At 54.9% G+C, this 24,839-nt stretch carries 28 protein-coding genes; 25 read left to right on the top strand and 3 right to left on the bottom strand.

Features of this window, described 5'->3' with window-relative positions; translation table 11 throughout:
* The first annotated feature begins 1 nt into the window (after window position 1).
* The 14 genes from H573_RS0102985 to H573_RS0102920 all read left to right on the top strand — a co-directional run bounded on the left by H573_RS0102985 (window position 2) and on the right by H573_RS0102920 (window position 13,973).
* The gene (locus tag H573_RS0102985) at window positions 2-493 is read left to right on the top strand and encodes an Lrp/AsnC family transcriptional regulator (RefSeq protein ID WP_027872968.1); all 492 of its coding nucleotides are present in this window, start codon (window positions 2-4) and stop codon (window positions 491-493) included.
* Between the two features lie 137 nt (window positions 494-630).
* Window positions 631-1,506: a CoA transferase subunit A gene (locus tag H573_RS0102980; protein WP_027872967.1), complete on the top strand. Its 876-nt coding sequence runs from the start codon at window positions 631-633 to the stop codon at window positions 1,504-1,506.
* 21 nt (window positions 1,507-1,527) lie between these two features.
* Window positions 1,528-2,331: a CoA-transferase subunit beta gene (locus H573_RS0102975; RefSeq protein ID WP_027872966.1), complete on the top strand. Its 804-nt coding sequence runs from the start codon at window positions 1,528-1,530 to the stop codon at window positions 2,329-2,331.
* A 75-nt stretch (window positions 2,332-2,406) separates the two neighbouring features.
* Complete coding sequence (locus H573_RS0102970) at window positions 2,407-3,474, top strand: NAD(P)H-dependent flavin oxidoreductase (RefSeq protein WP_027872965.1); 1,068 nt, start codon at window positions 2,407-2,409, stop codon at window positions 3,472-3,474.
* Window positions 3,474-4,229, top strand: coding sequence for an enoyl-CoA hydratase family protein (locus H573_RS0102965; protein WP_027872964.1), 756 nt, complete (start codon window positions 3,474-3,476; stop codon window positions 4,227-4,229). The genes H573_RS0102970 and H573_RS0102965 overlap by 1 nt, the downstream gene beginning before the upstream one ends.
* Window positions 4,230-4,275: 46 nt before the next feature.
* Window positions 4,276-5,448 carry an acyl-CoA dehydrogenase gene (locus H573_RS0102960; RefSeq protein ID WP_027872963.1) on the top strand — a complete coding sequence of 391 codons (1,173 nt, stop codon included), beginning with the start codon at window positions 4,276-4,278 and terminating at the stop codon, window positions 5,446-5,448.
* 10 nt (window positions 5,449-5,458) lie between these two features.
* Window positions 5,459-6,508, top strand: a complete 1,050-nt coding sequence (locus tag H573_RS0102955; protein WP_027872962.1) for an acyl-CoA dehydrogenase family protein — start codon at window positions 5,459-5,461, stop codon at window positions 6,506-6,508.
* Window positions 6,509-6,552: 44 nt separating this feature from the next.
* Entirely contained in the window at window positions 6,553-7,701 is a 1,149-nt protein-coding gene (locus tag H573_RS0102950) for an acetyl-CoA C-acetyltransferase (protein ID WP_027872961.1), read from the top strand.
* 196 nt (window positions 7,702-7,897) lie between these two features.
* Window positions 7,898-8,782 carry an SDR family oxidoreductase gene (locus H573_RS0102945; RefSeq protein ID WP_027872960.1) on the top strand — a complete coding sequence of 295 codons (885 nt, stop codon included), beginning with the start codon at window positions 7,898-7,900 and terminating at the stop codon, window positions 8,780-8,782.
* Window positions 8,783-8,817: 35 nt separating this feature from the next.
* Window positions 8,818-9,357 carry a YfaZ family outer membrane protein gene (locus tag H573_RS0102940; protein WP_027872959.1) on the top strand — a complete coding sequence of 180 codons (540 nt, stop codon included), beginning with the start codon at window positions 8,818-8,820 and terminating at the stop codon, window positions 9,355-9,357.
* Between the two features lie 34 nt (window positions 9,358-9,391).
* Window positions 9,392-10,543 (top strand): acyl-CoA dehydrogenase family protein, encoded by a 1,152-nt coding sequence (locus tag H573_RS0102935; protein ID WP_027872958.1) that lies wholly within the window; start codon window positions 9,392-9,394, stop codon window positions 10,541-10,543.
* Window positions 10,544-10,628: 85 nt separating this feature from the next.
* A complete protein-coding gene (locus tag H573_RS0102930; protein WP_027872957.1) occupies window positions 10,629-11,819 on the top strand; it encodes an acyl-CoA dehydrogenase family protein in 1,191 nt (396 codons plus the stop codon).
* Between the two features lie 70 nt (window positions 11,820-11,889).
* Complete coding sequence (locus H573_RS0102925) at window positions 11,890-12,678, top strand: SDR family oxidoreductase (RefSeq protein ID WP_027872956.1); 789 nt, start codon at window positions 11,890-11,892, stop codon at window positions 12,676-12,678.
* A gap of 92 nt (window positions 12,679-12,770) precedes the next feature.
* Window positions 12,771-13,973 carry an acetyl-CoA C-acyltransferase gene (locus H573_RS0102920; RefSeq protein ID WP_027872955.1) on the top strand — a complete coding sequence of 401 codons (1,203 nt, stop codon included), beginning with the start codon at window positions 12,771-12,773 and terminating at the stop codon, window positions 13,971-13,973.
* Between the two features lie 112 nt (window positions 13,974-14,085).
* Here H573_RS0102920 and H573_RS0102915 read toward each other — a convergent pair whose 3' ends face one another.
* On the bottom strand, window positions 14,086-14,862 hold the full coding sequence (locus tag H573_RS0102915; protein WP_027872954.1) for an EAL domain-containing protein: 777 nt from the start codon (window positions 14,860-14,862) through the stop codon (window positions 14,086-14,088).
* Between the two features lie 296 nt (window positions 14,863-15,158).
* Here H573_RS0102915 and H573_RS0102910 point away from each other — a divergent pair, with 296 nt between their 5' ends.
* The 7 genes from H573_RS0102910 to H573_RS0102880 all read left to right on the top strand — a co-directional run bounded on the left by H573_RS0102910 (window position 15,159) and on the right by H573_RS0102880 (window position 20,852).
* Window positions 15,159-15,920, top strand: coding sequence for an SDR family NAD(P)-dependent oxidoreductase (locus tag H573_RS0102910; protein ID WP_027872953.1), 762 nt, complete (start codon window positions 15,159-15,161; stop codon window positions 15,918-15,920).
* A 14-nt stretch (window positions 15,921-15,934) separates the two neighbouring features.
* Window positions 15,935-17,086, top strand: a complete 1,152-nt coding sequence (locus H573_RS0102905; RefSeq protein ID WP_027872952.1) for an acyl-CoA dehydrogenase family protein — start codon at window positions 15,935-15,937, stop codon at window positions 17,084-17,086.
* Window positions 17,087-17,127: 41 nt separating this feature from the next.
* The gene (locus H573_RS0102900) at window positions 17,128-18,306 is read left to right on the top strand and encodes a thiolase family protein (RefSeq protein ID WP_027872951.1); all 1,179 of its coding nucleotides are present in this window, start codon (window positions 17,128-17,130) and stop codon (window positions 18,304-18,306) included.
* Window positions 18,307-18,703: 397 nt separating this feature from the next.
* Complete coding sequence (locus H573_RS16825) at window positions 18,704-19,300, top strand: hypothetical protein (RefSeq protein ID WP_205618885.1); 597 nt, start codon at window positions 18,704-18,706, stop codon at window positions 19,298-19,300.
* 81 nt (window positions 19,301-19,381) lie between these two features.
* Complete coding sequence (locus H573_RS0102890) at window positions 19,382-19,783, top strand: hypothetical protein (RefSeq protein ID WP_027872950.1); 402 nt, start codon at window positions 19,382-19,384, stop codon at window positions 19,781-19,783.
* Window positions 19,784-19,831: 48 nt separating this feature from the next.
* Complete coding sequence (locus tag H573_RS0102885) at window positions 19,832-20,218, top strand: HIRAN domain-containing protein (protein WP_027872949.1); 387 nt, start codon at window positions 19,832-19,834, stop codon at window positions 20,216-20,218.
* Between the two features lie 223 nt (window positions 20,219-20,441).
* Entirely contained in the window at window positions 20,442-20,852 is a 411-nt protein-coding gene (locus tag H573_RS0102880; protein WP_027872948.1) for a VOC family protein, read from the top strand.
* Between the two features lie 119 nt (window positions 20,853-20,971).
* Here H573_RS0102880 and H573_RS0102875 read toward each other — a convergent pair whose 3' ends face one another.
* Window positions 20,972-21,277 (bottom strand): hypothetical protein, encoded by a 306-nt coding sequence (locus tag H573_RS0102875; protein WP_027872947.1) that lies wholly within the window; start codon window positions 21,275-21,277, stop codon window positions 20,972-20,974.
* A gap of 465 nt (window positions 21,278-21,742) precedes the next feature.
* Here H573_RS0102875 and H573_RS0102870 point away from each other — a divergent pair, with 465 nt between their 5' ends.
* The 3 genes from H573_RS0102870 (at window position 21,743) to H573_RS18790 (ending at window position 23,262) form a co-directional block, all read left to right on the top strand.
* Window positions 21,743-21,952: a cold-shock protein gene (locus H573_RS0102870; RefSeq protein ID WP_027872946.1), complete on the top strand. Its 210-nt coding sequence runs from the start codon at window positions 21,743-21,745 to the stop codon at window positions 21,950-21,952.
* Window positions 21,953-22,157: 205 nt separating this feature from the next.
* Complete coding sequence (locus H573_RS0102865) at window positions 22,158-22,538, top strand: SpoIIAA family protein (RefSeq protein WP_027872945.1); 381 nt, start codon at window positions 22,158-22,160, stop codon at window positions 22,536-22,538.
* A gap of 139 nt (window positions 22,539-22,677) precedes the next feature.
* Window positions 22,678-23,262, top strand: coding sequence for a hypothetical protein (locus H573_RS18790; protein ID WP_027872944.1), 585 nt, complete (start codon window positions 22,678-22,680; stop codon window positions 23,260-23,262).
* A 50-nt stretch (window positions 23,263-23,312) separates the two neighbouring features.
* Here the strand turns inward: H573_RS18790 and H573_RS0102855 are convergent, their stop codons facing one another.
* Complete coding sequence (locus tag H573_RS0102855) at window positions 23,313-23,813, bottom strand: lactoylglutathione lyase family protein (RefSeq protein WP_027872943.1); 501 nt, start codon at window positions 23,811-23,813, stop codon at window positions 23,313-23,315.
* Window positions 23,814-23,909: 96 nt separating this feature from the next.
* Between H573_RS0102855 and H573_RS0102850 the strand changes: the two genes are divergently transcribed.
* Window positions 23,910-24,779: a LysR family transcriptional regulator gene (locus H573_RS0102850; protein ID WP_027872942.1), complete on the top strand. Its 870-nt coding sequence runs from the start codon at window positions 23,910-23,912 to the stop codon at window positions 24,777-24,779.
* The last annotated feature ends 60 nt before the right edge of the window (window positions 24,780-24,839 follow it).

Raw genomic sequence — 24,839 nt, 5'->3', positions numbered from 1 at the left:
CATGCAGAAGAAACAGCTAGATGAGCTCGATCTGAAAATTCTCGACGGCCTGGCCCACGACGCCCGCACTAGCAACCGCAAAATTGCTGCGGAGCTTGGGATTACCGAGGGGACAGTGCGCTCGCGTATCAAACGCATGGAAGCCGAAGGCTTGGTGCGTATCACCGCAATGACCAATATCGCGCGGCTGCGAAACCCCATACTGGCTTACATTTGGGTGGAAGTAGAGCGCAGTGCACAGTGCGACGAGCTGGCCAAGCAGCTGGCAGCGGTGCCGGAAATCGGTTTTGTCGGCAAAATGCTGGGCCGCTTTGACTTGCTCGCCATTACGCTGGTGCAAAACCATGCAGAGCTTGCGGCGTTCTTGCACCGACGTATCAGTGGCCTGCCCGGTGTGCTGCGCACCGAATGCTCGTTGGGGGTTAATTTTGTCAAGCATGATTACCGCATGAGCCGGATCGTCGGTCCAGAGCTAGATAATGGGTCCGAATAAGTTTTTGCGTAATCTATTTGGCTTATGGCTTAGGTTTTTTTCATTGGTAAGCTGTAATTTCTAATGTTATGCGTAGTAGAGCTGCGTATGACGGATTGTCTCAAGCGGCAAACCTCGCTTTGTATTAAGGAGTGGACGTGAATAAAGAAATGGCTTTGCAGGAGCTCGTTGGCGAGCTACGCGATGGCATGACCATCGGTATTGGCGGCTGGGGGCCGCGTCGTAAGCCAATGGCGCTGATTCGCGAGATTCTCAAGTCTGACTTAAAAGACCTGACTATCGTGGCCTATGGCGGTGCAGATGTCGGCATGTTGTGTGCTGCCGGTAAGGTGAAAAAAGTGGTGTTCGCCTTCGTGTCGCTGGACTTTATTCCGCTGGAGCCCTATTTCCGCAAGGCTCGTCAAAATGGCGAGATCGAGGTGATGGAAATTGACGAGGGTATGCTGTTGTTGGGCCTGCGCGCGGCAGCGTGGGGCTGTCCTTATATTCCCACTCGCCTCGGCCTGGGAACCGATGTTGTTAACCTCAACCCAGACATCAAACTGGTCGACAGCCCCTACGATGAGAAAGAGTGGCTGGCAATGCCCGCACTGAAACTCGATGCGGCGCTATTGCATGTTGACCGCGCGGACCGTCGTGGCGTTTGCCAGATCAAAGGCCCCGATGTGTATATGGACGAGTGGATGGCGCGCGCAGCTGACAAGACCTTCGTTAGCTGTGAAGAGCTGGTCGACACCGAATATTTTGCTCAGGGGGACGAAGCGCGTTACGTCTTCTGGGAGCGCACTATGACCTCGGCGGTTATTCCGGTTGCCGGCGGTGCTCACCCAACGTCATGCACGCCTGAATACGGCTTCGATGTGCCGCACTTCCAGGAGTACAACGCCTCGGCGAAAGAGGGCGGCTTTGAAGCCTACTTCGACAAATACATCAAGGGTCGCAGTGAAGCGGAATACCAGCAAGCTGTGGGTGGTATCGACGCCATCCGTCAACTGCCGCTGCCTGTTTACTGATCGGTCTGAGGAATTCTAGTTATGACTACCCCTGCAACAGAATACAGCCTGGCCGAGCTGATGATTTGTGCCAACGCCAGCGCTTATGACAATGACGGCGAAGTCCTGGTCACCGGTATCGGTGTGCTGCCGCGCATTGCCGCCAGTCTCGCCATGCTGAGCAGCAATACCGACATCATGATGACCGACTCCGAAGCGTGGTTATTGTCAGAGCCCAACCCTGTAGGCAAGCGCGACGCCGACTTCCAGCCGAAGGCGGAAACCTGGATGGGCTTTACCCGCATTTTTGACAACGTGTGGAGCGGCCGCCGTCACCTGACCGGTGGTCCGACGCAAATTGACCGTTTCGCGCAAGCCAACATCTCAGCGCTGGGTGGCGATCACAGCAAGCCCAAGGTGCAAATGTTGGGTGTGCGTGGTTTCCCCGGTAACTCGATTTGTCATGCCAACAGCTACCTGGTGCCCATGCACAGCAAGCGCGTGTTTGTAGAAGGCGAGTGCGACGTGGTGTGCACTATTGGCTACAACCCGGATCGTCTGCCTAAAGGTTACAGCTTCGACGAGATCGATGTGCGTCAGGTCTACACCAACTTGGGTGTGTTCGACTTCCGCGGTCCCAATCGCCAAATGCAAATCGTTAGCCTTCACCCCGGTGTGACCGTGGAAGAGGTTCAGGAGAATACCGGCTTCCCGGTGCATGTTCCCGAGTCTATTCCAACAACGCAGGCTCCCACAGAAGAGCAGCTGGACATTATCCGCCGCATTGACCCGCACAACCTGCGCGCCAAGCAGCTGAAGGATAACCCTCCGGGCGTTCGCGGCTAATACGGCCAGGCGCAACAAGCACCGGCCTGTAAAGCAGGTCGGTGCTTTGTCGATTCCACGCAGAGCTAATTATTTATGTCGACGCTACTCGATACCCGCATTACCGAATTACTGGGCTGTAAATACCCCATTATCCAAACCGCTATGGGCTGGGTTGCCGACCCGAAACTGGTCGCTGCCACTGGCAATGCCGGTGGCTTCGGTTTTCTGGCCGGGGCAACCATTCCGCCCGAGCAAATGGAAGCCAATATTCTGGAAGTGAAGTCGCTCACCGATGCGAACTTCGGTGTGAACTTTCACATGTATCAGCCCAACGCTGCCGAGATTATCGATCTGGTGATCAAACACGGCGTTAAGGCGGTGAGCTACTCGCGCTCGCCAGGTAAAGAGATGGTTGCTCGCCTGAAAGAGGCTGGCGTGGTCTGCATGCCAACCGTGGGCTTGCCCAAGCACGCCATCAAGGCGGTAGAGATGGGCGCCGATGCGGTTGCCGTTCAAGGCGGCGAGGGTGGCGGCCACACTGGTGCGATTCCCACCACCCTGTTACTGCCACAAGTAGTGGACGCCGTGGGCGACAAAGTGCCGGTACTGGGGGCGGGCGGCTTTAAAGATGGTCGCGGTTTGCTGGCGGCACTGGCCTATGGGGCTGACGGCATCGCTATGGGAACGCGTTTCTTGCTGACCAAAGAAAGCCCTGTTCCCGAGGCGACCAAGCAGCGCTACCTCGCCTGCAAAGACCCCGGTGCCATCATTCGCAGTGAAGCCCTCGACGGCCTGCCACAGCGCATGATTTTGAACGACTTCCTCGGCGAGCTGGAGAAAGCCGGGCCACTGAAAAAACTGATTATCGCCTTGCGCAATGGCCTGGCCTTTCGCAAGTTCACTGGTGCCAGCCTGACCTCCCTGCTGCGCTCTGCACTCGCCATGACCAGCAGCGGCGACATCACTAAGTCGCAGGCCATTATGGCGGCGAATGCACCGATGATTATTCAAAAAGCCATGGTCGATGGCCGCCCGGACGAAGGCGTGTTGCCCTCTGGCCAGGTGGCAGGTGTTATCGATGAATTACTGAGTTGTGAAGACCTGATTCGCAGCATTGTCGACGAAGCCGAATCGCGCTTCGCAAAAATGGGGAACGCATAATGAGTAAGCCATATACCCTGAGCATCAGCGACAGCGGTGTTGCTGAACTAATTTTCAACAAGCCACCGGTCAACGCCTTTAACAGTGACGGCTGGCTGGCCATCGCTGCCGAGATCAATGCCCTGAGCGACAACGACGCGGTGCGCGTGGTGATTATCGCTGCCGAGGGTCGCGGCTTTTGCGCCGGTGTTGATATCAAAGAATTGGCGGCAAACCCCGCCATGATCACCCGCGTTAACAAGGGTAATTACGACACCTTCAAAGCCATTCACCGCTGCCGCAAGCCAGTCATTGTCGCGCTGCATGGCTTCGTGCTCGGTGGTGGCATCGGCATCAGTGGTGCGGCCGACATTATTGTGGCATCGGAGTGTGCGACCTTTGCCGTACCCGAAGTTGACCGCGGTGCAATGGGCGGCGGCGCTCACTTGCAGCGCATGTTCCCGGTGCAGAAAGTGCGCTACATGTACTTCACCGGCGAGGCCATCGATGCGCAAGAGGCCTATCGTCTGGGCGCCATTGAAAAGGTGGTTCCCCGCGATCAACTGATGGCAACTGCCCGCGATATTGCCGACAAAATTGCCGAAAAATCACCGCGTATGATCGAGCTGGCCAAGGAAGCGCTCAACGGTGTGGAAGACGGCAACCTGGAAGACAAATACCGCTGGGAGCAGGGCTTTACGCAAGAGGCCTATGCAGAGCCAGACTCGCAGGAAGCCAAAGACGCCTTTGTTGAAAAGCGCGACGCCAAATTTTGATTAACGGCGGGCAACGCCCGCTGCTGAACCGAGACGAGAATCACCCATGAAACTCGAATACACCGCAGAGCACCAAGCCTTTCGCGAAGAAGTTCGCAGCTGGTTAAAGGCCAATGTTCCCGCCGAGCCCTTGAAGTCCTTCGACACCGAAGAAGGCTTCCAGCAGCACCGCGAGTGGGAGGCCAAATTGTACGAAGGCCGCTGGGGAATGATCACCTGGCCGGAAGAAATGGGTGGCCGTGGCGCCGACCTATTGCAGTGGTTGATCTTTGAAGAAGAGTACTACGCGGCGTCTGCACCACTGCGGGTAAACCAAAACGGCATCTTCCTGCTTGGCCCCACTTTGATGGAATACGGCACCGAAGAGCAGAAAAAGCGCTTCCTCAATGGTATGGCCACCGGCAAGGATATTTGGTGTCAGGGTTGGTCTGAGCCGAATGCCGGTTCTGATATGGCCGCCATCCGCTCGCGAGCAGACCTTAGCGAAGACGGTAGCCACTACATTATCAACGGTCAAAAGACCTGGTCGACCCGCGCGGTATGGGCCGATTGGTGTTTTGGTATGTTCCGTACCGACCCCGAGTCAGAGCGCCATCGCGGCCTGACCTTTATTCTGGTGCCGTTAGACAGCGAAGGCATTACCGTTCGTCCTATTCCTCAGTTGGATGGCTTGCCCGGCTTTGCTGAAATCTTCTTCGACAATGTCAAAGTACCTGTCGACTGCCGCCTTGGCGGTGAAGGTGAGGGCTGGAGTGTGGCGATGGCCACCGCGGGTTTTGAGCGCGGTTTGATGCTGCGCTCACCGGCGCGTTTCCAGGAAACGGCCAAACGCTTGGTGGAGCTCTACAAAGCTAACCAAGAAACGGCCGACGAAGACCCCAGCATTCGCGAAGCGGTACTGCGTGCTTATATGGATGCCGAGGCTTACTGCCTGACCACCTACCAAACGGCCTGCCGTCTAATGCAGGGTGGAAAAATCGGTGCCGAGGCCTCGACCAATAAAATTTTCTGGTCTGAGCTCGACCAGCAAATGCACGCCACCGCGCTGAAGATTCTTGAAACACGCGGCGAGCTGCTGCCCGAGTCGCCCGATGCCGGTGACGTTGGCCGCTGGTTAGACGGTTGGCTGTTTGCCCAGTCCGGACCGATTTACGCCGGCACCAACGAGATTCAACGCAACATCATCGCAGAGCGTATGCTCGGCATGCCGCGCAAATAAGGAGACTGACATGGACTTTACCTTTAGCGAAGATCAGCTCTTGTTTCAGGAATCAGTGCGCGACTTTCTGGTGAATGAAATTACCCCTGACAAAATCCGTCAGCTGTGGGAAACCGACAGCGGTCGCAGCGATGAGTTATGGCAGCAACTGGCCGAAATGGGCCTGACCGGACTGACTGTTCCCGAAGACTTCGGCGGACTGGGCATGAACGAACTGGACTTCGTCCTGCTGGCTCAGGAAGCCGGTTACGTCGCCCTGTCTGAGCCGTTGGTGAATAGCGTGCTAGTGGCAACGCCGCTGTTGAGTGAATGTGGTAATAGCGCGATTGCAGAGCAGTGGTTGCCAAAAATTGCCTCGGGTGAGGCGCGTGCCGTGGTGGGTCTGGCGGTAAACAAGTTGGTGGAAGACGCTCACTGCGCGGATTTGCTGTTGCTCGAAAAAGGCGGCGCGATCTATGCGGTAGAGGCCGCCAATGCCAGCCTGCGCGCCAATGAATCTGTCGACCCCGGTCGCAAATTGTTTGCTGTGGACTTCGACCCCGCGGCGGCGGTTTGTCTGGCCGAAGGCGGTGCCGCCCAGGCGTTGATCAACAAAGCGCTGAATCGTGGCGCACTGGGCGTGGCAGCGCAGTCGCTGGGTCTGGCTCAACGAATGATTGATCTGTCGGTGCGATACACCAGCGAGCGCAAGCAGTTCGGTGTGGCCATTGGCAGCTTTCAGGCCGTTAAGCACCACATGGCGAATATCGCCTACAAACTGGAATACGCCAAAACGCCGGTTTATCGCGCCGCCTATGACATTGCCAACGACACGCCGCGCGCAGACTTGTCGGTGAGCCACGCCAAACTGGCCGCCTGTGAAGTGGCCGACCTGGCGGCGAAAAACAGCATCCAGGTTCACGGTGCGATGGGTTACACCTGGGAAGTGGACCTGCACATCTTTATGAAGCGCGCCTGGGCGTTAAACAGTAGTTATGGCACGGCGGGCTTCCACAAAAATCGCGTGGCCGCCGTATTACTGGCCGATAACGCCGCACTTGGTGCTGGCGCAACTTTTTAATTGACGGGTATCGCCTGCCGAGCGGGCAATAAGAGGAAACTATCATGGCAGAAGCCTATATTGTCGATGCAGTGAGAAGCCCCACCGGGCGTCGCAAGGGTGGCTTGGCTCACGTTCACGGCGCCGACCTCGGCGCTCACGTGCTCAAAGCCATTGTTGAGCGCAACGGCATTCCCGATAACGAATACGACGATGTGATCTTCGGTTGCGTCGATACGATTGGTCCCTTGGCTGGTGACATCGCGCGCACGGCTTGGCTGGCAGCGGGTCTGTCGCAAGAGGTGCCGGGTACGACTATCGACCGCCAATGTGGCTCCTCACAGCAGGCGGTGCACTTCGCCGCGCAGGCGGTAATGTCTGGCACGCAAGATGTGGTGATTGCTGGCGGCGTGCAAACCATGACCCAGATCCCCATTTCGTCGGCAATGATTGCTGCAGAGCCAATGGGTTTTAAAGACCCGTTCTCTGGTTCAGAAGGCTGGGTTGAGCGCTACGGTGCAGAGCCGCCTACACAGTTTAAGTCGGCGCAAATGATTGCCGACAAATGGGAACTGTCGCGCCGCGATCTAGAGGAATTTGCACTTGAGTCTCACCGCCGTGCATTGCAGGCCATTGAAGAGGGGCGTTTCGATCGCGAGATTGTTCCTTTGGCTGGCGTCACCACCGACGAAACCCCGCGTCAGTCGACCCTGGAAAAAATGGCCGAGCTCGATTACCTGTTTGGCTGCGACAAAGTGACCGCTGCGGTCTCCAGCCAAACCTGTGATGCCTCAAGCGCGATGTTGATCGTGAGTGAAGATGCGCTTAAGCGTTACAACCTCACGCCGCGCGCCCGTATTCATCACATGAGTGTCCGTGCGGCCGACCCTATCTGGATGCTTACCGCGCCGATTCCTGCCACTGAATACGCCTTGAAAAAAGCCGGTATGACGATGGCGGATATCGACCGTGTGGAAATAAACGAGGCCTTTGCCTCGGTGGCAATGGCGTGGCTTAAGGAAACCGGCTACGACCACGCGAAAACCAATGTCAGCGGTGGCGCGATTGCACTGGGTCATCCTCTGGGGGCAACTGGCACCAAATTGATGACAACGCTGTTGCATGAGCTGGAGCGCAGTGGCGGTCGCTATGGTTTGCAGACTATGTGTGAGGGTGGTGGCCAGGCGAATGTCACCATCATCGAGCGTCTATAGCGGAACGCCATCTGCAAGCGGCTGGCGGCGTTGCCAAGCCTTTTTAAGAGGGTCATTTACGGCTTTGTAAACTCCCGACTTAAAACGTCTCGGCGCCTTGCCAGCCACACGCAGCTGACGCTCTCAGTAGCGGTGGATATTCAAATTTAATCGCGCCGTGTGATCGGCGCAGAGAAGAAACAAGAGAGGATCTGCAATGGGTATTTGTCAGGATCGTGTAGTGATTATCACCGGTGCCGGTGGTGGTTTGGGCGCGGCACACGCCAAGGTATTTGCCAGTGAAGGCGCCAAGGTAATCGTTAACGATATTAATCAAGACGCTGCGCAAAAAGTGGTTGATGAGATCAAGGCCGCTGGCGGCACCGCGATTGTTAACACCTCGGACATCACTAACTACGACGATAGCCTTAATGCGGTGAAACAGGCCATTGATACCTTTGGCGACCTGCATGTGGTGCTGAACAACGCGGGTATTAACCGCGACCGCATGTTCGCCTCAATGACCGAAGCCGATTGGGACGCCATTATGGCGGTTCACCTGAAAGGACATTTCTGCATCACCTCCCATGCGGTTCACTACTGGCGCGGTCAGTCCAAAGAGGGCAAGGCGGTGGACGCACGCATTATCAACACGACCTCCGGCGCTGGCCTGCAAGGCTCTGTCGGTCAGTCGAACTACGCAGCGGCGAAAGCCGGTATTGCGGCGCTTACCCTTAACCAGGCCGCCGAGCTGGCGCGCTACGGCATTACCGCCAATGCGATTGCACCAGCGGCCCGTACGGGCATGACAACCGCTGTCGAATCCATGGCGCAGCGTATGGCCAAGCCGGAAGATGGCAGCTTTGACTATTGGGCACCGGAAAACGTGTCGTCATTGTTGGTGTGGTTGGCGAGCGCGGAAGCAGCCTCAGTGAGTGGCAAAGTATTTGAAGCCGAGGGCGGCAAAATTTCCATTGCCGATGGCTGGCGCAAAGGCCCCGAGGTCGATAAAGGCGATCGCTGGGCACCAGCGGAAGTTGGTCAAGCTGTCGAGAAGCTATTGGCAGAGGCAGTTCCCGCGCAGAAAGTGTATGGTAGCTGATTTTCTAGGACACCAATCCACGGAGAATCAACACCATGAAATCACCGCTACTCGCTGCCGTACTGCTTGCCACCACTGCGCATAGCGCTATGGCGGGAGGCGTTGCCTTCCGCTTTGGCGACGAAAGCTTTGGGGCGTCGATCGCCGGCGACATCGGCCCGGAAACCAGTGCGCAATTCGACTGGCTGCACCATGAAGACGACGCAGACCTGCTGTCTGCCGGTTTGTATGCCAACGGCCGTCGCGGCGCCTTAACGGGTCGCGTGGGTGCCAAAGCCGTGACGCTAACGGCTGACGACAGCGGTTTCGATGGCGGCGTTATGGCCTTTGGCGGTGATCTGAGCCTGCCACTGAACGACGTACTACGTTTGCGCGGTGGTATTTACTACGGCCCTGAAGCCACTGGCTTTAGCGACGTGGACGGCTACAGCGAATGGTCGCTTAGCGCTGAAATATCAATCTTTCAAAACTCCGCTATTCAAGTGGGTTTTGGTGACATCGAATTCGACGCCGAGAAGGGCGGTGAATTCGACTTTGAAGACGGTCCCTTTGTGCGCTTGCAGCTGCGGCTGTAAGGTCACGGGGTCTCCGTCGTGAACTGGAGTCTGTATGGATTTTGCGTTTACTGACGAACAGCAAATGATCCGCGATACGGCGGAGGCCTTTCTTAAAGATACATCCACCAGCGAAGCGGTGCGCACCGCAATGGTGTCCGAGCTGGGTTACGATGCCGAGTTATGGCAGCGCCTGTGTGGTGAGATGTACTGGCAAGCCATTCATATTCCCGAGGCCTACGGTGGTCTCGGGCTTTCCTATATCGAGCTGATCGCCATTGTTGAACAAATGGGGCGCTACCTGCTGTGTGCGCCGTATTTTTCAACCGTGTGCCTGGCCACCAATGCGCTGCTTTGCGCGGGTTCCGAAGAGCAAAAAGCCGAGTACCTGGGCGCGATTTGCGAAGGCAAAACCGCCACGCTGGCGTGGAGCAACACTGGCGGCTGGACGGCCGCCTCTGTAAGCGCCAGCGCGCGCAAGGACGGCGACGATTACCTGTTAAGCGGTGACTATCGCTATGTTATCGACGGCGCCAGTGCCGAATTGCTGATTCTTGCAGCTAAAGAAGCGGGTAGCGATGCGGTGCAGTTATTCGCTGTGGATGCCGCAGCGGCCGGCATTGAACGCCAAGCACTACCGACCATGGACCAGACTCGTCGCCAAGCAGCCATTCAGCTCAAAGACCTGCGCGTGCCTGCCGGTGCCAAGCTGGCGTGTGAGTCAGGCGATGCTGCCGATGCACTGAATAAAACCCTGCAACTGGCCACTGTTGCGCTGGCAGCAGAGCAAGCGGGCGGCATGCAGCAACTGCTGTCTTCAGCGGTGGAGTACACCCAAGAGCGCAAGCAGTTTAATCGCCCGATTGCTAGCTTCCAGTCGATTAAGCACAAAGCGGCCGACATGATGATGCGCAACGAAGTAGCGCGCTCATCCATTTACTACGCGGCCTGTGTTGCCGACGAAGCCCTCAACGGTGGCGAGCTTAGCGCTGAACTTCCCGAAGCTGCCAGTATCGCAAAGGCCTGGTGCTCCGAGGCGTATTTCAAAAATGCTGGTGAAGCCATGCAGATGCACGGCGGTGTGGGCTTCACCTGGGAATACGACGTTCACCTGTATTTCAAACGCGCCAAAGCCAGCGAACACCTGCTGGGTAACAGCGATCAACACCGCGAAAACATTGCCGCCCTGCTGCTCGACGGCGAATAGCCCCAAAGTAATAAGCAGCCATTGGCAGGCAAATAGATCGCGCGACGATCTGCGTGTGCAACGAATACGCTAAGCGAGAGCAAGTATGAAATTACAATTCAGCGAAAAAGACGAAGCCTTCCGCAAAGAGATTGCGGGCTGGTTGGCCGACAATCTTACCGGTGAGTTTGCCCAGCTAAAATTTCGCGGCGGCCCCGGCGACGAACATATGTTCCCTGAAGAGCGCAAACGCTGGGAGCAAAAACTGGCCGAAGGCGGTTGGACCTGTGTGGGTTGGCCAACGGAATACGGCGGCCGTGGTTTGTCGATCGAGCAGCAAGTGATTTTTTATGAAGAATACGCCCGCGCCGGTGCGCCCGGTCGTATGGGTCATATCGGCGACGGCCTTACCGGGCCAACACTAATTGCCTTTGGTAGCGAGGCACAAAAAGCCAAGTATCTGCCGGGTATTCTGGCGGGCACCGAGTTCTGGTGTCAGGGCTATTCCGAGCCGGGAGCTGGCTCAGACCTTGCCAATGTAAAAACCAAGGCGCGCTTTGACGAGGCAAAAGGTAAGTGGGTAATCACTGGTCAGAAGGTCTGGACCTCACTGGCCCACGAGTCGGAATACTGCTTTGTTATCGCCCGCACCGACCCTGACTCAAAGGCGCATAAAGGACTGGGTTTCTTCTTGGTAAAAATGGATCAGCCCGGCGTGACCGTGCGCCCCATCGAGCAAATTACCGGCACGTCAGAGTTTAACGAAGTGTTTTTTGACGACGCCGAGTGCGATGCCGACGACATTGTTGGCGAACCCGGCGACGGCTGGAAAGTGGCGATGGGCTTGCTCGGTTTTGAGCGCGGCGTATCCACGCTCGGTCAGCAAATGGCCTTCCAAAATGAGCTCAACGAGGTGGTAAAACTGGCCCGTGAAAACGGCGCGGCTAACGACCCTCAGATCCGTCAGCGAATTGCCCAGGCTCACATTGGCTTGAAAATTATGCGCTACAACAGCATGCGTATGCTGTCTGGCGACAAGGGTGACGGCAGCCTGCAAAAAGAGGCGCTGATCTACAAACTGTACTGGGCGAGCTGGCACCGCGACCTCGGTGAGCTGGCGGTGGATATTATGGGGCCGGAGGCGACGATTTTGCCGGAGGCGCCCTACGAGCTAAACCGCCTGCAATCGCTATTCCTGTTTACCCGCTCAGATACGATTTACGGCGGCACCAACCAGATTCAGCGCAATATTATTGCCGAGCGCGGCTTGGGAATGCCCAAAGAACCCAAGTGGTAAAGCCGTAACAAACAACCACAATGACAGTTAAAAACGCGCTGCGCTGATCGGCGCGCAATGGAGCGATAGAATGAGTGTGAAGATTCCAGAATACGTGGCAGGCCACGGCCTGCTCAAGGGCAAGTCGGTATTGATTACCGCGGCGGCGGGTGCCGGCATTGGCTTTGCGGCGGCTAAGCGCGCCGTGGAAGAGGGCTGTCGCAGCATCGTGATCAGCGACATCCACGAAGGTCGTTTGAACGACGCCGTGGAGCGTTTAAAAAGCGAAACGGGCTTGGAGCAAGTCGCTGGTAAAGTCTGCAATGTTGCCGTCGAAGACGACGTACAGGCGCTGATTGCCTTTGCTGAAGACTTCTGCGGTGGTGTGGATGTGCTGATTAACAACGCGGGTCTTGGCACCACCAAGTCATTGATCGACATGGAAGACGCCGAGTGGGATAAGGTCATCGACGTTACCCTAAATGGCACCATGCGTATGACTCGCCAGATGATGCGCACCATGAAGGCTCGCGGGGCTGGCGTGATCGTTAACAATGCCTCGGTACTGGGCTGGCGCGCGCAAAAAGAGCAGTCTCACTATGCCGCTGCCAAGGCGGGTGTGATGGCACTGACGCGCTGCGCGGCGCTGGAAGCAGCCGATTTTGGCGTGCGCATTAACGCCGTGTCGCCGTCGCTGGCGGTTCACCCGATGCTGAAGAAATCAGCGCCAGAAGAATTGCTGGCCGAACTGGAAGGTCGCGAAGCCTTCGGGCGCGGCGCCGAGGTGTGGGAAGTGGCTAACGTCATGATGTTCCTGGCGTCGGATTATTCCAGCTACCTGACCGGAGAAATCATCAGCTGCTCTTCGCAACGGGCCTAAGGCGCGTTAGGCTATTGCAGCCAGCACAGAGCTACTAGAATTCAATCCCGGCGTCGCACGGACATGCGGCGCCTAAGCGAACGAGGTTCAACATGAAAGAAGCCGTCATCGTCTCCACAGCCCGTACCGGCATGGGTAAATCCTTTCGCGGTGCCCTGAACGACACCGAAGCCCCGGCAATGGGTGGTCACGCCGTAAAATCAGCGGTGGAAAAAGCAGGCATCGACCCCGCATCAGTTGAAGATGTGATTATGGGTGCTGCCGCACAACAGGGTAGCCAGTCCTACAACCTGGGCCGCCTGTGTAGCGTTGCTGCGGGCCTGCCTGATACCACGGCAGGCATGACTATCGACCGCCAGTGCAGCTCTGGTCTGATGACCATTGCCTGGGCCGCTAAGTCGATTATGTGTGACGAAATGGACGTTGCCGTTGCCGGTGGCCTGGAGTCGATTTCGCTGGTGCAAACCAAGCACAAAAACACCTACCGCAGCGTATCGAAAACCGTTACCGAGATTGATCCAACGGCGTATATCCCGATGATCGAAACCGCAGAGATTGTTTCCGAGCGCTACGGCATCAGCCGTGAAGCGCAGGATGAATACGCGCTGCAAAGCCAGATGCGTGTTGCGGCCGCTCAGGAAGCAGGCCTGTTTAAAGACGAGATCGTGCCCTTTGCGACGCGCATGTCGGTGTTTAACAAAGAAACCAAAGAAGTTACTTACAAAGACGTGGTTCTGGATCGCGACGAGTGCAATCGTCCCTCCACCACTCTGGAAAGCCTGCAAGGCTTGGCGCCGGTTTGGAAGGATGGCCAGTGGGTGAAAGAAGGTCGCTTCATTACTGCCGGTAATGCCTCGCAGTTGTCAGACGGCGCCTCAGCCAGCGTATTGATGGAAGCCAAGCGCGCCGAGCAATTGGGCCTGGCACCTCTGGGCGCTTACCGCGGTATGGCCGTTGCCGGCTGCAAGGCCGACGAAATGGGCATTGGTCCCGTGTTTGCGATTCCCAAGCTGCTTAAGCGTCAGGGTTTGAAAGTCGACGATATCGGCATCTGGGAGCTGAACGAAGCCTTCGCCTGTCAGGTGATTTACTGCCGCGACCAGTTGGGTATCGACAACAACAAATTGAACGTGAATGGCGGCGGTATCTCTATTGGCCACCCCTTCGGTATGAGTGGTGCGCGTCTGGTGGGCCACGCCTTGCTGGAAGCCAAGCGTCGCGGTGAAAAATACGCCGTGGTGACCATGTGTATTGGCGGTGGTATGGGCGCTGCAGCGCTGTTTGAAGTGTTCTAAGAAATTATAAAAAAAGCCAAAACTGGCAGGAAGTAAAAACCGCTATGGTGAGAGCCATAGCGGTTTTTTTATCACAACGAAAACTTAATGACCTAGCATCAACGCTGTTTAATCAGTCTTCTGCCTTATGTGCCAACAGTAGCTGATGAATTGCGGCCAATGACAGGCTCTCGCCAAAATACTCCCCTTGAACGTTACTTGCCCCCTGCGCTTTTGCCGCGTCTAGGCAAGCGCGAGTCGTAATGCCGTCAATCACACAGCGCCAACCCTGTTCTGAAGTGCTGTTCAACAGCTTGCTGAGATTCTGCTGGGTTTTGGGGTTCGTGCTCAGCCGCCGACCCAACGCGGGCGGCGTAATAACTTCGTGAATCAACTTGCGACTCACCTTGTTCAAGCTGTCCGGGTCTTGGTAGAAGTCTCTAATGGAGATTTTAAAGCCAAAGTCGATGAGCTTACCGAGTGTGCCCAGGTGGTTATAAAAGTCGTCGAGTACGGTGGGGGGCAGTTGCAGAATAATGTCTTTGGCAGAGGCTCCACTGTCGGTAAACACTTGGGTAACTGCGTGAAAAAAGCCGTCACTGGCCAGCTCACTGGGACGCAGCGCAATACTGATCGGGAACTGATGGCCCGTGCGCCGCAGCGCTGAGTGTGCTTTTAGCGCCTGCACAAGGTAGTACAGGAAAAAGCCAATACGCTTATTGTGGCGGTCAAGAATGCCTAATATGGATGACTTGGTTAAGGATTCGTAGCCATTTTTCGCCCAGATTAGATTGGTGGCCATACCGGTGACCTTGCCTTTGGCAAGATCGATCTGTGGCGCAAAGCGTAGCTCAAACTCGCGTTTGCTTACTCCGTTAATAATGTCATCAATGCTGATGTCGGTGTCCATCGGTGGCCACGCTCTCCGTTTGCAAGTGGAGCAAAACCGGGGCCGAACATGCACAAAAGCCGTTGCGCCAATGCCAAGCCGAGGTGTTAATTCACATAAAGTATATATGGGTATTAGCAAAGTACCTAACGTGTGCCGTTTGTTGGCCAGCAACAGACGCATTTTTTAACAAATTTCCTGCCGCAATATGTCATGGCTTACCGTTGGGCGTTGGGCGACACTGCTGTCACTGAAAATTGGCCGCCAGCGGTGACGCTGCATGCGGCCAGCATAACGAGAGAGCAAAGAGGAAAATCATGGAGTTTAACGGCGTTGCAGCAGTAGTGACCGGCGGAGCATCGGGTTTGGGCGAGGGGGCCGCACGTGCCCTGGCGGCAGAGGGGTGCAAGGTCGCCATTTTCGACCTACAAGAAGAGCGCGGTCGCCAGGTTGCCGATGAGCTTGGCGGTATTTTCGTGCGCTGCGATGTGTCGTCTTCAGATAGCGCCGAGGCCGCCTTTGCCGCAGCGCGCGAGGCCCACGGCCCCTGCGGTATTGCCGTGAACTGTGCTGGCATTGCGCCGGGTTCACGCATTCTTGGTAAGAACGGCCCCATGCCGCTGGAAGATTTCGACAAGGTGATTCAGGTAAATTTGGTCGGCAGCTTTAATGTTATGCGCTTGGCGGCGGCAGATATGGCCAGTCGTGAGCCCAATGCCGACGGTGAGCGCGGCGCAATCGTTAATACCGCCTCAGTGGCAGCGTTTGAAGGTCAGATCGGTCAGGTTGCCTACAGCGCCTCCAAAGGCGGCGTCGTGGCCATGACCCTGCAAGCCGCACGTGAATTGGCGCGCGAGGGCATTCGTGTAAACACTATCGCGCCGGGCCTGTTTATGACGCCGATGATGGCGGGCTTCACCCAGGAGGTACAAGACAGCCTCGCCGCCACGCTGCCGTTCCCCCAGCGCCTAGGCCAGCCTAAGGAATACGGCATGCTGGTTGAGCAGATTGTTAAAAACCCCATTCTCAACGGTGAAACCATTCGCCTGGACTGCGCGCTGCGCATGGCCCCGCGTTAATTCGGAGAAGCGCAATGACAAACGAGGTAAATCGCGAAGAACTGGCTATGTTTGCCGACATGCTCGGCAAAGTACTGGAAGCCGAAGTAGCACCCCACTACGAGCGCTGGGACGAAGCGGGCATTGTGCCCCGCGAGCTCTGGAATACCCTGGGTGAAGCTGGCCTGCTATGCGTCGATGTAGAGGAAGACTGTGGCGGTTGCGGCGTTCCCTTTGAATACTCAACACGGGTTGCCAGCGAAATTGCGCGCATGGGCTACGGTGCCTTGGCCACCAACGTGATGGTGCACTCAGATATCGTTGCACCGTATATCAGCCATCTTGCCAACGAGGAGCAGAAGCAATACTGGCTGCCGAAAATGGTCAGCGGGGAGGTGGTAGGTGCTATCGCCATGACCGAGCCGGGGGCGGGAAGTGACCTGCAAGCCATGCGCACCACCGCCAAAAAAGACGGTGACCACTATATTCTCAATGGCTCCAAAACCTTTATCACTAACGGCCAGCACGCTGGCATGGTCATTGTGGCCGCGAAAACTGACCCCACAGCCGGTGCCCGAGGCATTAGCCTGTTCTTGGTCGATACCTCCTTGCCGGGCTTCGAGCGCGGCCGAAACCTCAGCAAGATCGGCCAACACTGTGGCGATACCTCAGAGCTGTTCTTTGAAGACTGCCGCGTGCCCGCCTCGGCGCTGCTGGGGGAAGAGGGCAAGGGTTTTGCCTACCTGATGCAAGAGCTACCGCGCGAACGCTTGGTGATTGGCGTGATCGCCTGCGGCGCGGCGCGCGGAGTGCTGGACCTGACCATCGACTACGCGAAAGAGCGCGAGCTGTTCGGACAAACGCTCAGCCAACTGCAAAACACCCGTTTCCGAATTGCCGAAATGGAAAGTGATGCCCAGGTGAACGCTGCGTTTGTCGAGCAGTGCATACAGCAATACAAGCGCGGTGAACTGGATGCCGCAACCGCCTCTATGGCCAAATACAGCGCAACGGAAATGCAGTGCCGAGTTGCCGATGGCTGCTTGCAGTTGTTTGGTGGCTACGGCTATACCACTGAATACCCGGTATCCCGCGCCTTTACCGACGCCCGTGTACAGCGAATCTACGGCGGTACGTCAGAGGTAATGAAAGAGGTGATTGCACGCTCACTGTTGGGTAGAGGCTAGTGGCCCATCCACGCTAAACGCACACGAATAGGAAACCAATTATGACAGATAACGTTGTTATTCTCGGTGCCGCGCGCACCGCTATGGGCGGCCTAATGGGCAGCCTCAGCAGTGTGGCCTCTCCAAAACTGGGTGCCACCTGTATTGCCGCAGCAGTATCACGGGCTGGGCTAGAAGCCAATGCCATTGACGAAGTGGTAATGGGCTGTGTGTTGCCAGCCGGTTTGGGCCAAGCACCTGCAAGGCAAGCCTCGCGGGCGGCCGGCCTGCCCGACGCTACGCCCTGTACCACCGTTAACAAAATGTGCGGCTCCGGCATGCAAGCCGTTATCGCCGCACACGACTCGATCAAAGCGGGCAGCAACGGCATTATGGTTGCTGGCGGTATGGAAAACATGAGTCAGGCTCCCTACCTGTTACCCAAAGCGCGTGGCGGTATGCGTATGGGTCACGGCGAAGTGATCGACTCCATGCTGTTCGACGGCCTGCAAGACGCCTACGAGGGCGGCTTAATGGGTGTGTTTGCCCAGCGTAGTGCTGACGACTACAACATCAGCCGCGAAACCATGGACGACTTCGCCATCGCTTCGCTAAGCAAAGCCGTGGCAGCAATGGAAAGCGGCGCCTTCTACGATGAAGTTGTGCCGGTCACCGTCTCCGGTCGCGGTGGCGACACGGTCGTCGATGCCGACGAACAACCGCCCAAAGCGAAGCCTGAAAAGATCCCCAGCCTGAAACCTGCCTTCGCTAAAGACGGCACCGTAACGGCAGCAAACTCCAGCTCCATTAGCGATGGTGCCTCCGCCTTGGTGTTGGCATCGGAAAGCGCGGCAGCAAAAGCCGGTGCAACACCCATTGCGCGGATCGTTGCCCACGCCAGCCATGCTCAGCTACCCGCTGAATTTACCCTGGCCCCCATCGGGGCCATCAATAAGGTGTTGGAAAAAGCGGGTTGGCGTCTCGACGACGTCGACTTGTTTGAAATCAACGAAGCCTTTGCCGTGGTAACACTGCTGGCTATTCAAGAGCTGGGTTTAGATGCCGACAAGGTCAACATACACGGCGGCGCCTGTGCACTCGGCCATCCCATTGGCTCCTCCGGCTCACGCATACTCGTTACCCTGATCAACGCGCTTAAACAGCGCGGTTTGAAGCGCGGCGTCGCCTCACTGTGTATCGGTGGCGGAGAGGGCACAGCGGTCGCGATAGAACTGTTGTAACCGCAACCCCCTATCAACGCAGTACATCCTCACAAGGCCTCTGATCATGAGGCCTTTTTATTGCCTACAAAAAAGCGGAACGTTGCGCCTTCCGCGCTGCGCCATAATCCCGTATATTTTGACTTAACGAGCAGGCTTGCTCGTTTATCCAGCAAGGAATGCGCGTTAATCCTGAGCGATTTTCAAAAACGTGCCGCAAAACAGCCACATAAGGAAATATGGGCACTATCTATGAGACCTCGCCTTCAAGATTTACACGCATGCGCGTTATCGCTGCCGCGTATTTTCAGATACACCGCTGGTTTTTCTGTTAATTCAGACTCTTATGGAAATTTTCGCCAAAGTGGCGAGCGGGCAAACCGAGCGTGCGCGATAGATGAATGTTAAACGGTAGAGCATGGAAAGCAGAGCTCGAAAAAAATACGCTTCGATAATGTGGGAGTGTCGCTATAGGGTAGAAACACTGCGTGATTTCACTTCCGGCGTAACCCATTGCACCTACCTTCAAACTACAATTGAGTCAGAGGCCCTTCAGTTGCGGAAATTGCTTGAGCTGATTGCGTTCTCTTCGCTGGTGTCGTACCAAGATGCCTACCGTTCCGTGAGAAGTGATATTGCGAAGGATTGGCACGCTGCCAGAATCTTACGCAAGATCGAGGGTATCAATCCTGAGTTCTATCCGGTTCCGGTAGATGGCTTCGATAAAAGTGGCTGGAATAGATTGAATGGCGGATACCTGACGAGAAAGCAATTCGAACGGCTATACGATAAATGCGGAGCTATGCTGCACTCTAGAAATCCGTTTTCAAAAGGAAGTAGTTCATTGGTATTCCATAAAAAAGTACCCGAATATTTGGAAAGAATAGAGCTCTTACTATCAGAGCACTTGGTCGGGCTCGCGGAATCGCGAGAGCTTATTCATGTTACGGCTCCAATGGAAGAAGGTATGCCAATCCAAGTAAGGCATTTGGTACGTGAACCGAGCAATGTTTAACAAAGGTAGGCACAGCGACAATTTTGTCGTTCCGCCTGCGGCTCCACAACACAAACGCGCGTGCTACCGGCGTTAAATAGCATGATTTCAGATGCAATCGCTTTATACGAAATGATATCAAAGGCTCGCGCCAGCGTGGTGACAAAGTCGGCTCTGTTTGACTCCAATGGCGTCAGAATTCATGGGAGCGAAGATATTAATGTTCGCGTTCATCAAGATGTAGGTTCAGCTAAAGACTGCTGGTATTCGATAGAGCAGATTTCTGATTATGAGTTCTTGAGGTTTCCACTTAACCCAAGCGGCGTGGTTGAAGCCTTGGCCACCGAAGATGGTACTCATGACACTTACTTTAGGTATGTCGCAGTTTCACATCCGCCACTTAGACCTTCTCAGTCTCCGCCGCAGGCGAGAGTGAAGTTTATGGTGGTGGGCTATAAGCCCAGATGCTTGCTGGCATTAATGGAAGGCCATGCAGCAACCTAACAATCGCAGGCAAAGCGACGCCAAAAAGTGGCGTTATGAGGTTAAGCCATGAAGAAGGATTATCACCTCAAAGATCAACCTATTCCCGAGGGGTTTCAGATCTATGAGCAGAGATTAGATGTTACTGGTATCCAAAATTATAAATCGTCTGCCTTGAAATTTATTAAGGCGAAGCAGCCGAGTTTACTTTTGGAGCGGGAACCGTCAAATAAATATGATAAGAACGCTATTAAAGTGATTGGCTGCGGTAAAGGTCTGTTGGGCACCAGAAATTACCATATAGGATATGTGCCTAAGAAAGCAGCCAAAAAAATTTGTGAGTTTGGCTTCTCTGCTTTTCAACCTCGTCTTCTCAAACGATATGAAGGTAACAGCGGTTTTGTGGAGGTGTTGTTTCAGGTATTAGGGCCTAAAGGTCGAAAGGACCTGTACTAATCTCATAATAAGCTAAAACTGTTCATGCCCGCGATAAACCGATTCGCGGCGGGCAATGGGCTCCTTCACGCCGCAGTTTAAGGGCGTTAAAAGTATGTTAATTGGTTTTTAAATATTTATTCGCGACATCGGTTATATTACAGCGAAGTTGATCTAAGCCGAGTGACGACGCGCCTCGTTAAGCCCAACTCAATAGGACCGCCATTGGGCGAAGGGAGATTACATGGACGTTAAGTGTATAGCGGGCTTTGCTGTAATAACGAAAGATCCCGCGACGAGTGAATCCTTGTACCAAGACGCTTTGGGTTTGCCATTAGAAGCGATGGATGACTATCGTTTTATGGACCGGTTTCCCGGCGCGAATCACTTTGGTGTATGGCCGCTGGCGATGGCAGCGCAGTCCTGCTTTGGTCAGGATGAATGGCCTACGGAGTTTGCTGAGCCTACCTCAACCATAGAGTTTGAGCTGGCCGATGCAGCGGCGGTCGAGGCGGCAGTGTGTGAAATGCAGAAAAGGGGACAGACCTTTATTCACGAGGCGCGCACGGAGCCTTGGGGGCAGACGATCGCTCGCTTTATGAGCCCTGAGGGCGTGTTGATTGGTCTGAGTTACGCCCCCTGGCTTCACGAATGACTGCTAGTTTCTAGCTCTGCCCGCGGGCGCTAGGGCAGGAAACCTACTAGCCTTGGCGAATCGACGCTGGCTGCGTTTCTAAAGGCCAAGGCATCGAGCCGCAGATCGCAGAGCTCGCACTATCTCACCTTGTGTCGTTTTTGGCTGCGCAGCTTAAGTAACCAAGACGATTTGTTCTTTTCTGCGTCGTGGAACACGGCCATGGTGAAGAAAAACATCAACAGCAGAATGACGTGTGCGGCTAAACTAATGCCAAAGTAGATAATACTGCCGATGTACATGGCGAAGGTGAAGCTCCACATAGCGGCCAGGATCGTCATGATGTAAAACCGGCTAACAGGGTCTGGTATGTGTCTTAGCGGGTTCCTGCTTGAGTCGAAGATGTAGGTGTAATAGTCGTAGATGCGTAGGGCTAAATTTTTCATGGCGTTCACTGTTATTTTAATTGAAGGTACTACCGCTTACGCTCGGTTTTCGCCTTTGGATTTGGCGCTTGATCAGCGGTTGTGAGCCTCGGCGTTATTGGAGGGGCTCTGATGAGCGCTGATCTGCGCCGTTATCGATCGTGATTGGTGGCGTCCATGAAGCCATTTTTGGTGGATATTGAGTACAGCGCCGGTGTTCCACTTTGTGCTGTACAAGGTCAGCGTTGCTCTGCCGATGGTAAATGCTTTGCTCTACGATTTTTCCAGCGAGAGAAAACCTTTGACTTTGTGCTCTCAGGCCTATACCGTGGGTCCGGCTTGAAAGTAAGTATATTTTTATTACCTCCATTTCGTTGCGTTCTTTGTAGTTCTTCGTCCTGTAGTTTCTAAATCTCAATTTATATTTCCCGCTTATTCGTGCCGCACGAAGGCACTCTTATACTTTTTATATACAGGATATTTATCATGTCTAATACAACTACTGGCACCGTAAAATGGTTTAACGAATCGAAAGGCTTCGGTTTTATTGAGCAGAAGTCTGGTCCCGATGTTTTTGCACATTTCAGTGCCATTGTAAGCTCGGGTTTTAAAACTCTGGCTGAAGGTCAGCTGGTTGAGTTCAATGTAACTCAAGGCCAAAAAGGCCCACAGGCTGAGAATATCGTCGCGGTGTAATCGCTCGATTATTCTAATAAGAGGCAAGCTGTAATGGCTTGCCTTTTTTTGTGCCTGAAATATAGTAAAACCGTCAGCTACACAAACGTAACACCGCTCAGCTTAATCGCCTGCGCAGCCCGACATACCTGGCTATAGTGCTTTAAAGCGGCAACGCGATGATGATCGGGCAGGGTGAGCGAGCTAATCGCTAAGGAGTTTGTTGATGAAGGTTGAAAAACACGGTTTGTCTATTGGTATAGACAGGGTGGGGGAGGCGTTTTTTCTGTCGTTAAAGGCGCAGGGAAAACTTACCCATGAAGATTATGAAATTATCACGCCGATGATCGATGGCGCTTTGCAAAAGGTGGAATCACCAAAAGTGAAGGCGCTTATTGATGGCACTGAGCTTGAGGGCTGGGAGCTGCGCGCCGCATGGGACGACCTCAAGCTGGGCCTCAAACACGGCAGTGAGTTTGAAAAAATTGCGATTGTTGGCAATAAACGATGGCAAGAGCGGCTCTCTAAGGTGGGGGGCTGGTTTATTTCGGGCGAGGTGCAGTATTTTGAAAACGAGAATGAAGCGCTTGCTTGGCTGAATAGCTGATACCTGCGCTTATTGTTTTCCAAGGCCCGCTTTAACGCGTAGGCGCCCCGGTTTGATAGCGGCGAGCTTTACATTTGCTCCCCCGTCGCCGTTGTCTCGCCGGTCATTTTGACGCGTATGCTACTAACAAGAGAAAACAATGCCTGCCTACACCACCTTTGAGTTCAGTTTTTCCCGCGATGACCTGCACCCACAATTTGTGGAAGCCTTCTACGCGGCGTTGCAGGTAGACGGTGTGACCTTTGATAAGGTGTTTGCCTGGGGCTGCGGGGAGGATATGGCCTTACCTGAGATCATCCACTGGAATCAGGCCAGGCTCGACGATAATTTTCGCCTGGGTGATGACGATGATATTTCGCTGAACTACCGACAAATTCTGCTCAAGGGCACGGGGTTTGAAGAGTGTCGGGTGTTTATTGGTAATTACAGTGAATACATCGTTTTTTTTCTGATTGTGCCGGAACACGAGCTGGATGAAGGTCGTGCGAGTTTGGCTAAGATCAATGCCATGTGTCGTGCTGTGATCACCGCGATGCCTGTGTGTTTGATTCAAACTTACGGTGAGTTAGACGAGCCAGATACCTTGATTGAGGTTGAAAAGGGCGCCGCTCCTTCTTTCCTGCACGGTGGTTTTGTATCGCCGGATATCTATACGCGCTGCGGATTAACGCAGGGCGTAGCCGTTGAGGGCGGCTATGTTTTTGCCTCCCCCAGGGCGCACTGAGGCCAACCTTGGCGCGAGATTCCAGATTGGCGGCAATACAGCGCGGTGCGTTAATAGGCGCCTTCGCTGTATACCAACTCATAGCTGTGGCTGTAGATCTCTAGGATGTTGCCGAAGGGGTCTTCCATGTAAATCATGCGGTAGGGCTTCTCACCCGGATAGTAGTAGCGGGGCTTTTCCATGCGCTTCTTGCCCCCGGCGGCGACGATACGTTCGGCAAGTTCCTCAACGTTCGGGTCTTGGACGCAAAAGTGGAATACGCCGGTTTTCCAGTACTCGAAGTTATTGTCGGGGTTGCTTTGGTTTTTAAATTGAAACAGCTCCACACCAATGCGGTCGCCGGTTGAAAGGTGGGCAATGCGGAAGCTGTCCCAGCCTGCACCAAATACATCTGTGCACATTTCGCCAATAGCGCTGCCGTCTTCCACGATCTCGGTGGGCGCCATAATCAGGTACCAGCCCATCACTTCGGTGTAGAAGGTAACGGCCTCATCGAGATTGGGTACGGAAATACCAATATGCGAAAAATTGCGTGGGTAAACCTGCTTCATCTTTCCTGCTCCTAGTGGTGAACAACGAGGGCAGGTTACATAGTGAAAATAATAACGTAAAATTATCGTTTGTCATTCAAATGATTAGTAAATGTAATGATAAACACGGTTTGGTTGCGCAGTTTTTACACGCTGGTCGACGTCGGGCATTTCACGCGCACGGCGCAGCAGCTGCATATGACGCAGTCCGGCGTTAGCCAGCATATACGCAAGTTGGAAGAACAGCTGGGAGTGGAGTTGCTGGTGCGAGAGGGCAAGCAGTTTCGGCTATCGCCGGCAGGGGAGCGCCTTTATGCCGAGGCCCAGGGGATTTTACTGTCGCTGGCGAACTTGGAGCATACGGTCAGTGATGACCCGCCCTTCGAGGGGCGGGTTCGCGTGATGTCGCCGGGTAGTGTTGGCTTAAAGCTTTACCCCAAACTGCTGGCGCTGCAGCGCCAACACCCTGCGCTTATTATTGAGTATCGCTTTGCGCCCAACTCAGAAGTAGAGCAAGCGCTTGCCGAGGCGAAGATCGATATCGGCCTTATGAGCGCCAGACCGACCACTGCCGAGCTGAGCGCAAGGCCAGTGACTGAAGAGCCGCTTTTGCTGGTCACGCCAGCCTCGCTAAAGCAACCGAATTGGCAGTCGCTGCTTGCCCTCGGTTTTATTGATCACCCCGATGGAAGCCATCACGCGAACTTACTGCTTGGCGCGAATTTTCCCGAATTCCAGCATTGTGGTCAGTTTGAGCGAAGGGGATTTTCTAACCAAATTGGTTTGATTTTAGAGCCGGTGAGTATGGGCCTGGGGTTTACCGTTTTACCAGCGTATGCGGTTGAAGCCTTCCACAACCAGAAGAAGATTTGCGTCCACCGCCTTGCCCAACCTGTCAGCGAAACCCTATACCTATGCGTGGCTCGGCGTGGCGCTCTGGCCCGCCGAACAGAAACGGTCATAGCGGAAGCGGAGCGCTGGCTGTAAGACGGTGTTAATCATCATATTGCGTTCTTGCCGTGTTGAAGGCGATGGCAGCGGCGTTAC

Origin of the sequence: Neomelitea salexigens DSM 19753 (genome assembly GCF_000422345.1) — a bacterium.
Lineage (GTDB): Bacteria > Pseudomonadota > Gammaproteobacteria > Pseudomonadales > Spongiibacteraceae > Spongiibacter > Spongiibacter marinus_A.
This window is presented reverse-complemented; position numbering and strand designations above follow the sequence as displayed.

Coding starts and splice junctions, on each gene's coding strand:
- H573_RS0102940 (WP_027872959.1), top strand. CDS start 8,818: ATGAAATCACCGCTACTCGCTGCCGTACTGCTTGCCACCACTGCGCAT.
- H573_RS0102945 (WP_027872960.1), top strand. CDS start 7,898: ATGGGTATTTGTCAGGATCGTGTAGTGATTATCACCGGTGCCGGTGGT.
- H573_RS0102960 (WP_027872963.1), top strand. CDS start 4,276: ATGAAACTCGAATACACCGCAGAGCACCAAGCCTTTCGCGAAGAAGTT.
- H573_RS0102985 (WP_027872968.1), top strand. CDS start 2: ATGCAGAAGAAACAGCTAGATGAGCTCGATCTGAAAATTCTCGACGGC.
- H573_RS0102925 (WP_027872956.1), top strand. CDS start 11,890: ATGAGTGTGAAGATTCCAGAATACGTGGCAGGCCACGGCCTGCTCAAG.
- H573_RS0102875 (WP_027872947.1), bottom strand. CDS start 21,277: ATGAAAAATTTAGCCCTACGCATCTACGACTATTACACCTACATCTTC.
- H573_RS0102865 (WP_027872945.1), top strand. CDS start 22,158: ATGAAGGTTGAAAAACACGGTTTGTCTATTGGTATAGACAGGGTGGGG.
- H573_RS0102855 (WP_027872943.1), bottom strand. CDS start 23,813: ATGAAGCAGGTTTACCCACGCAATTTTTCGCATATTGGTATTTCCGTA.
- H573_RS0102955 (WP_027872962.1), top strand. CDS start 5,459: ATGGACTTTACCTTTAGCGAAGATCAGCTCTTGTTTCAGGAATCAGTG.
- H573_RS0102920 (WP_027872955.1), top strand. CDS start 12,771: ATGAAAGAAGCCGTCATCGTCTCCACAGCCCGTACCGGCATGGGTAAA.
- H573_RS0102900 (WP_027872951.1), top strand. CDS start 17,128: ATGACAGATAACGTTGTTATTCTCGGTGCCGCGCGCACCGCTATGGGC.
- H573_RS0102970 (WP_027872965.1), top strand. CDS start 2,407: ATGTCGACGCTACTCGATACCCGCATTACCGAATTACTGGGCTGTAAA.
- H573_RS16825 (WP_205618885.1), top strand. CDS start 18,704: ATGGAAAGCAGAGCTCGAAAAAAATACGCTTCGATAATGTGGGAGTGT.
- H573_RS0102905 (WP_027872952.1), top strand. CDS start 15,935: ATGACAAACGAGGTAAATCGCGAAGAACTGGCTATGTTTGCCGACATG.
- H573_RS0102880 (WP_027872948.1), top strand. CDS start 20,442: ATGGACGTTAAGTGTATAGCGGGCTTTGCTGTAATAACGAAAGATCCC.
- H573_RS0102885 (WP_027872949.1), top strand. CDS start 19,832: ATGAAGAAGGATTATCACCTCAAAGATCAACCTATTCCCGAGGGGTTT.
- H573_RS0102890 (WP_027872950.1), top strand. CDS start 19,382: ATGATTTCAGATGCAATCGCTTTATACGAAATGATATCAAAGGCTCGC.
- H573_RS0102965 (WP_027872964.1), top strand. CDS start 3,474: ATGAGTAAGCCATATACCCTGAGCATCAGCGACAGCGGTGTTGCTGAA.
- H573_RS18790 (WP_027872944.1), top strand. CDS start 22,678: ATGCCTGCCTACACCACCTTTGAGTTCAGTTTTTCCCGCGATGACCTG.
- H573_RS0102910 (WP_027872953.1), top strand. CDS start 15,159: ATGGAGTTTAACGGCGTTGCAGCAGTAGTGACCGGCGGAGCATCGGGT.
- H573_RS0102930 (WP_027872957.1), top strand. CDS start 10,629: ATGAAATTACAATTCAGCGAAAAAGACGAAGCCTTCCGCAAAGAGATT.
- H573_RS0102915 (WP_027872954.1), bottom strand. CDS start 14,862: ATGGACACCGACATCAGCATTGATGACATTATTAACGGAGTAAGCAAA.
- H573_RS0102935 (WP_027872958.1), top strand. CDS start 9,392: ATGGATTTTGCGTTTACTGACGAACAGCAAATGATCCGCGATACGGCG.
- H573_RS0102950 (WP_027872961.1), top strand. CDS start 6,553: ATGGCAGAAGCCTATATTGTCGATGCAGTGAGAAGCCCCACCGGGCGT.
- H573_RS0102850 (WP_027872942.1), top strand. CDS start 23,910: ATGATAAACACGGTTTGGTTGCGCAGTTTTTACACGCTGGTCGACGTC.
- H573_RS0102975 (WP_027872966.1), top strand. CDS start 1,528: ATGACTACCCCTGCAACAGAATACAGCCTGGCCGAGCTGATGATTTGT.
- H573_RS0102870 (WP_027872946.1), top strand. CDS start 21,743: ATGTCTAATACAACTACTGGCACCGTAAAATGGTTTAACGAATCGAAA.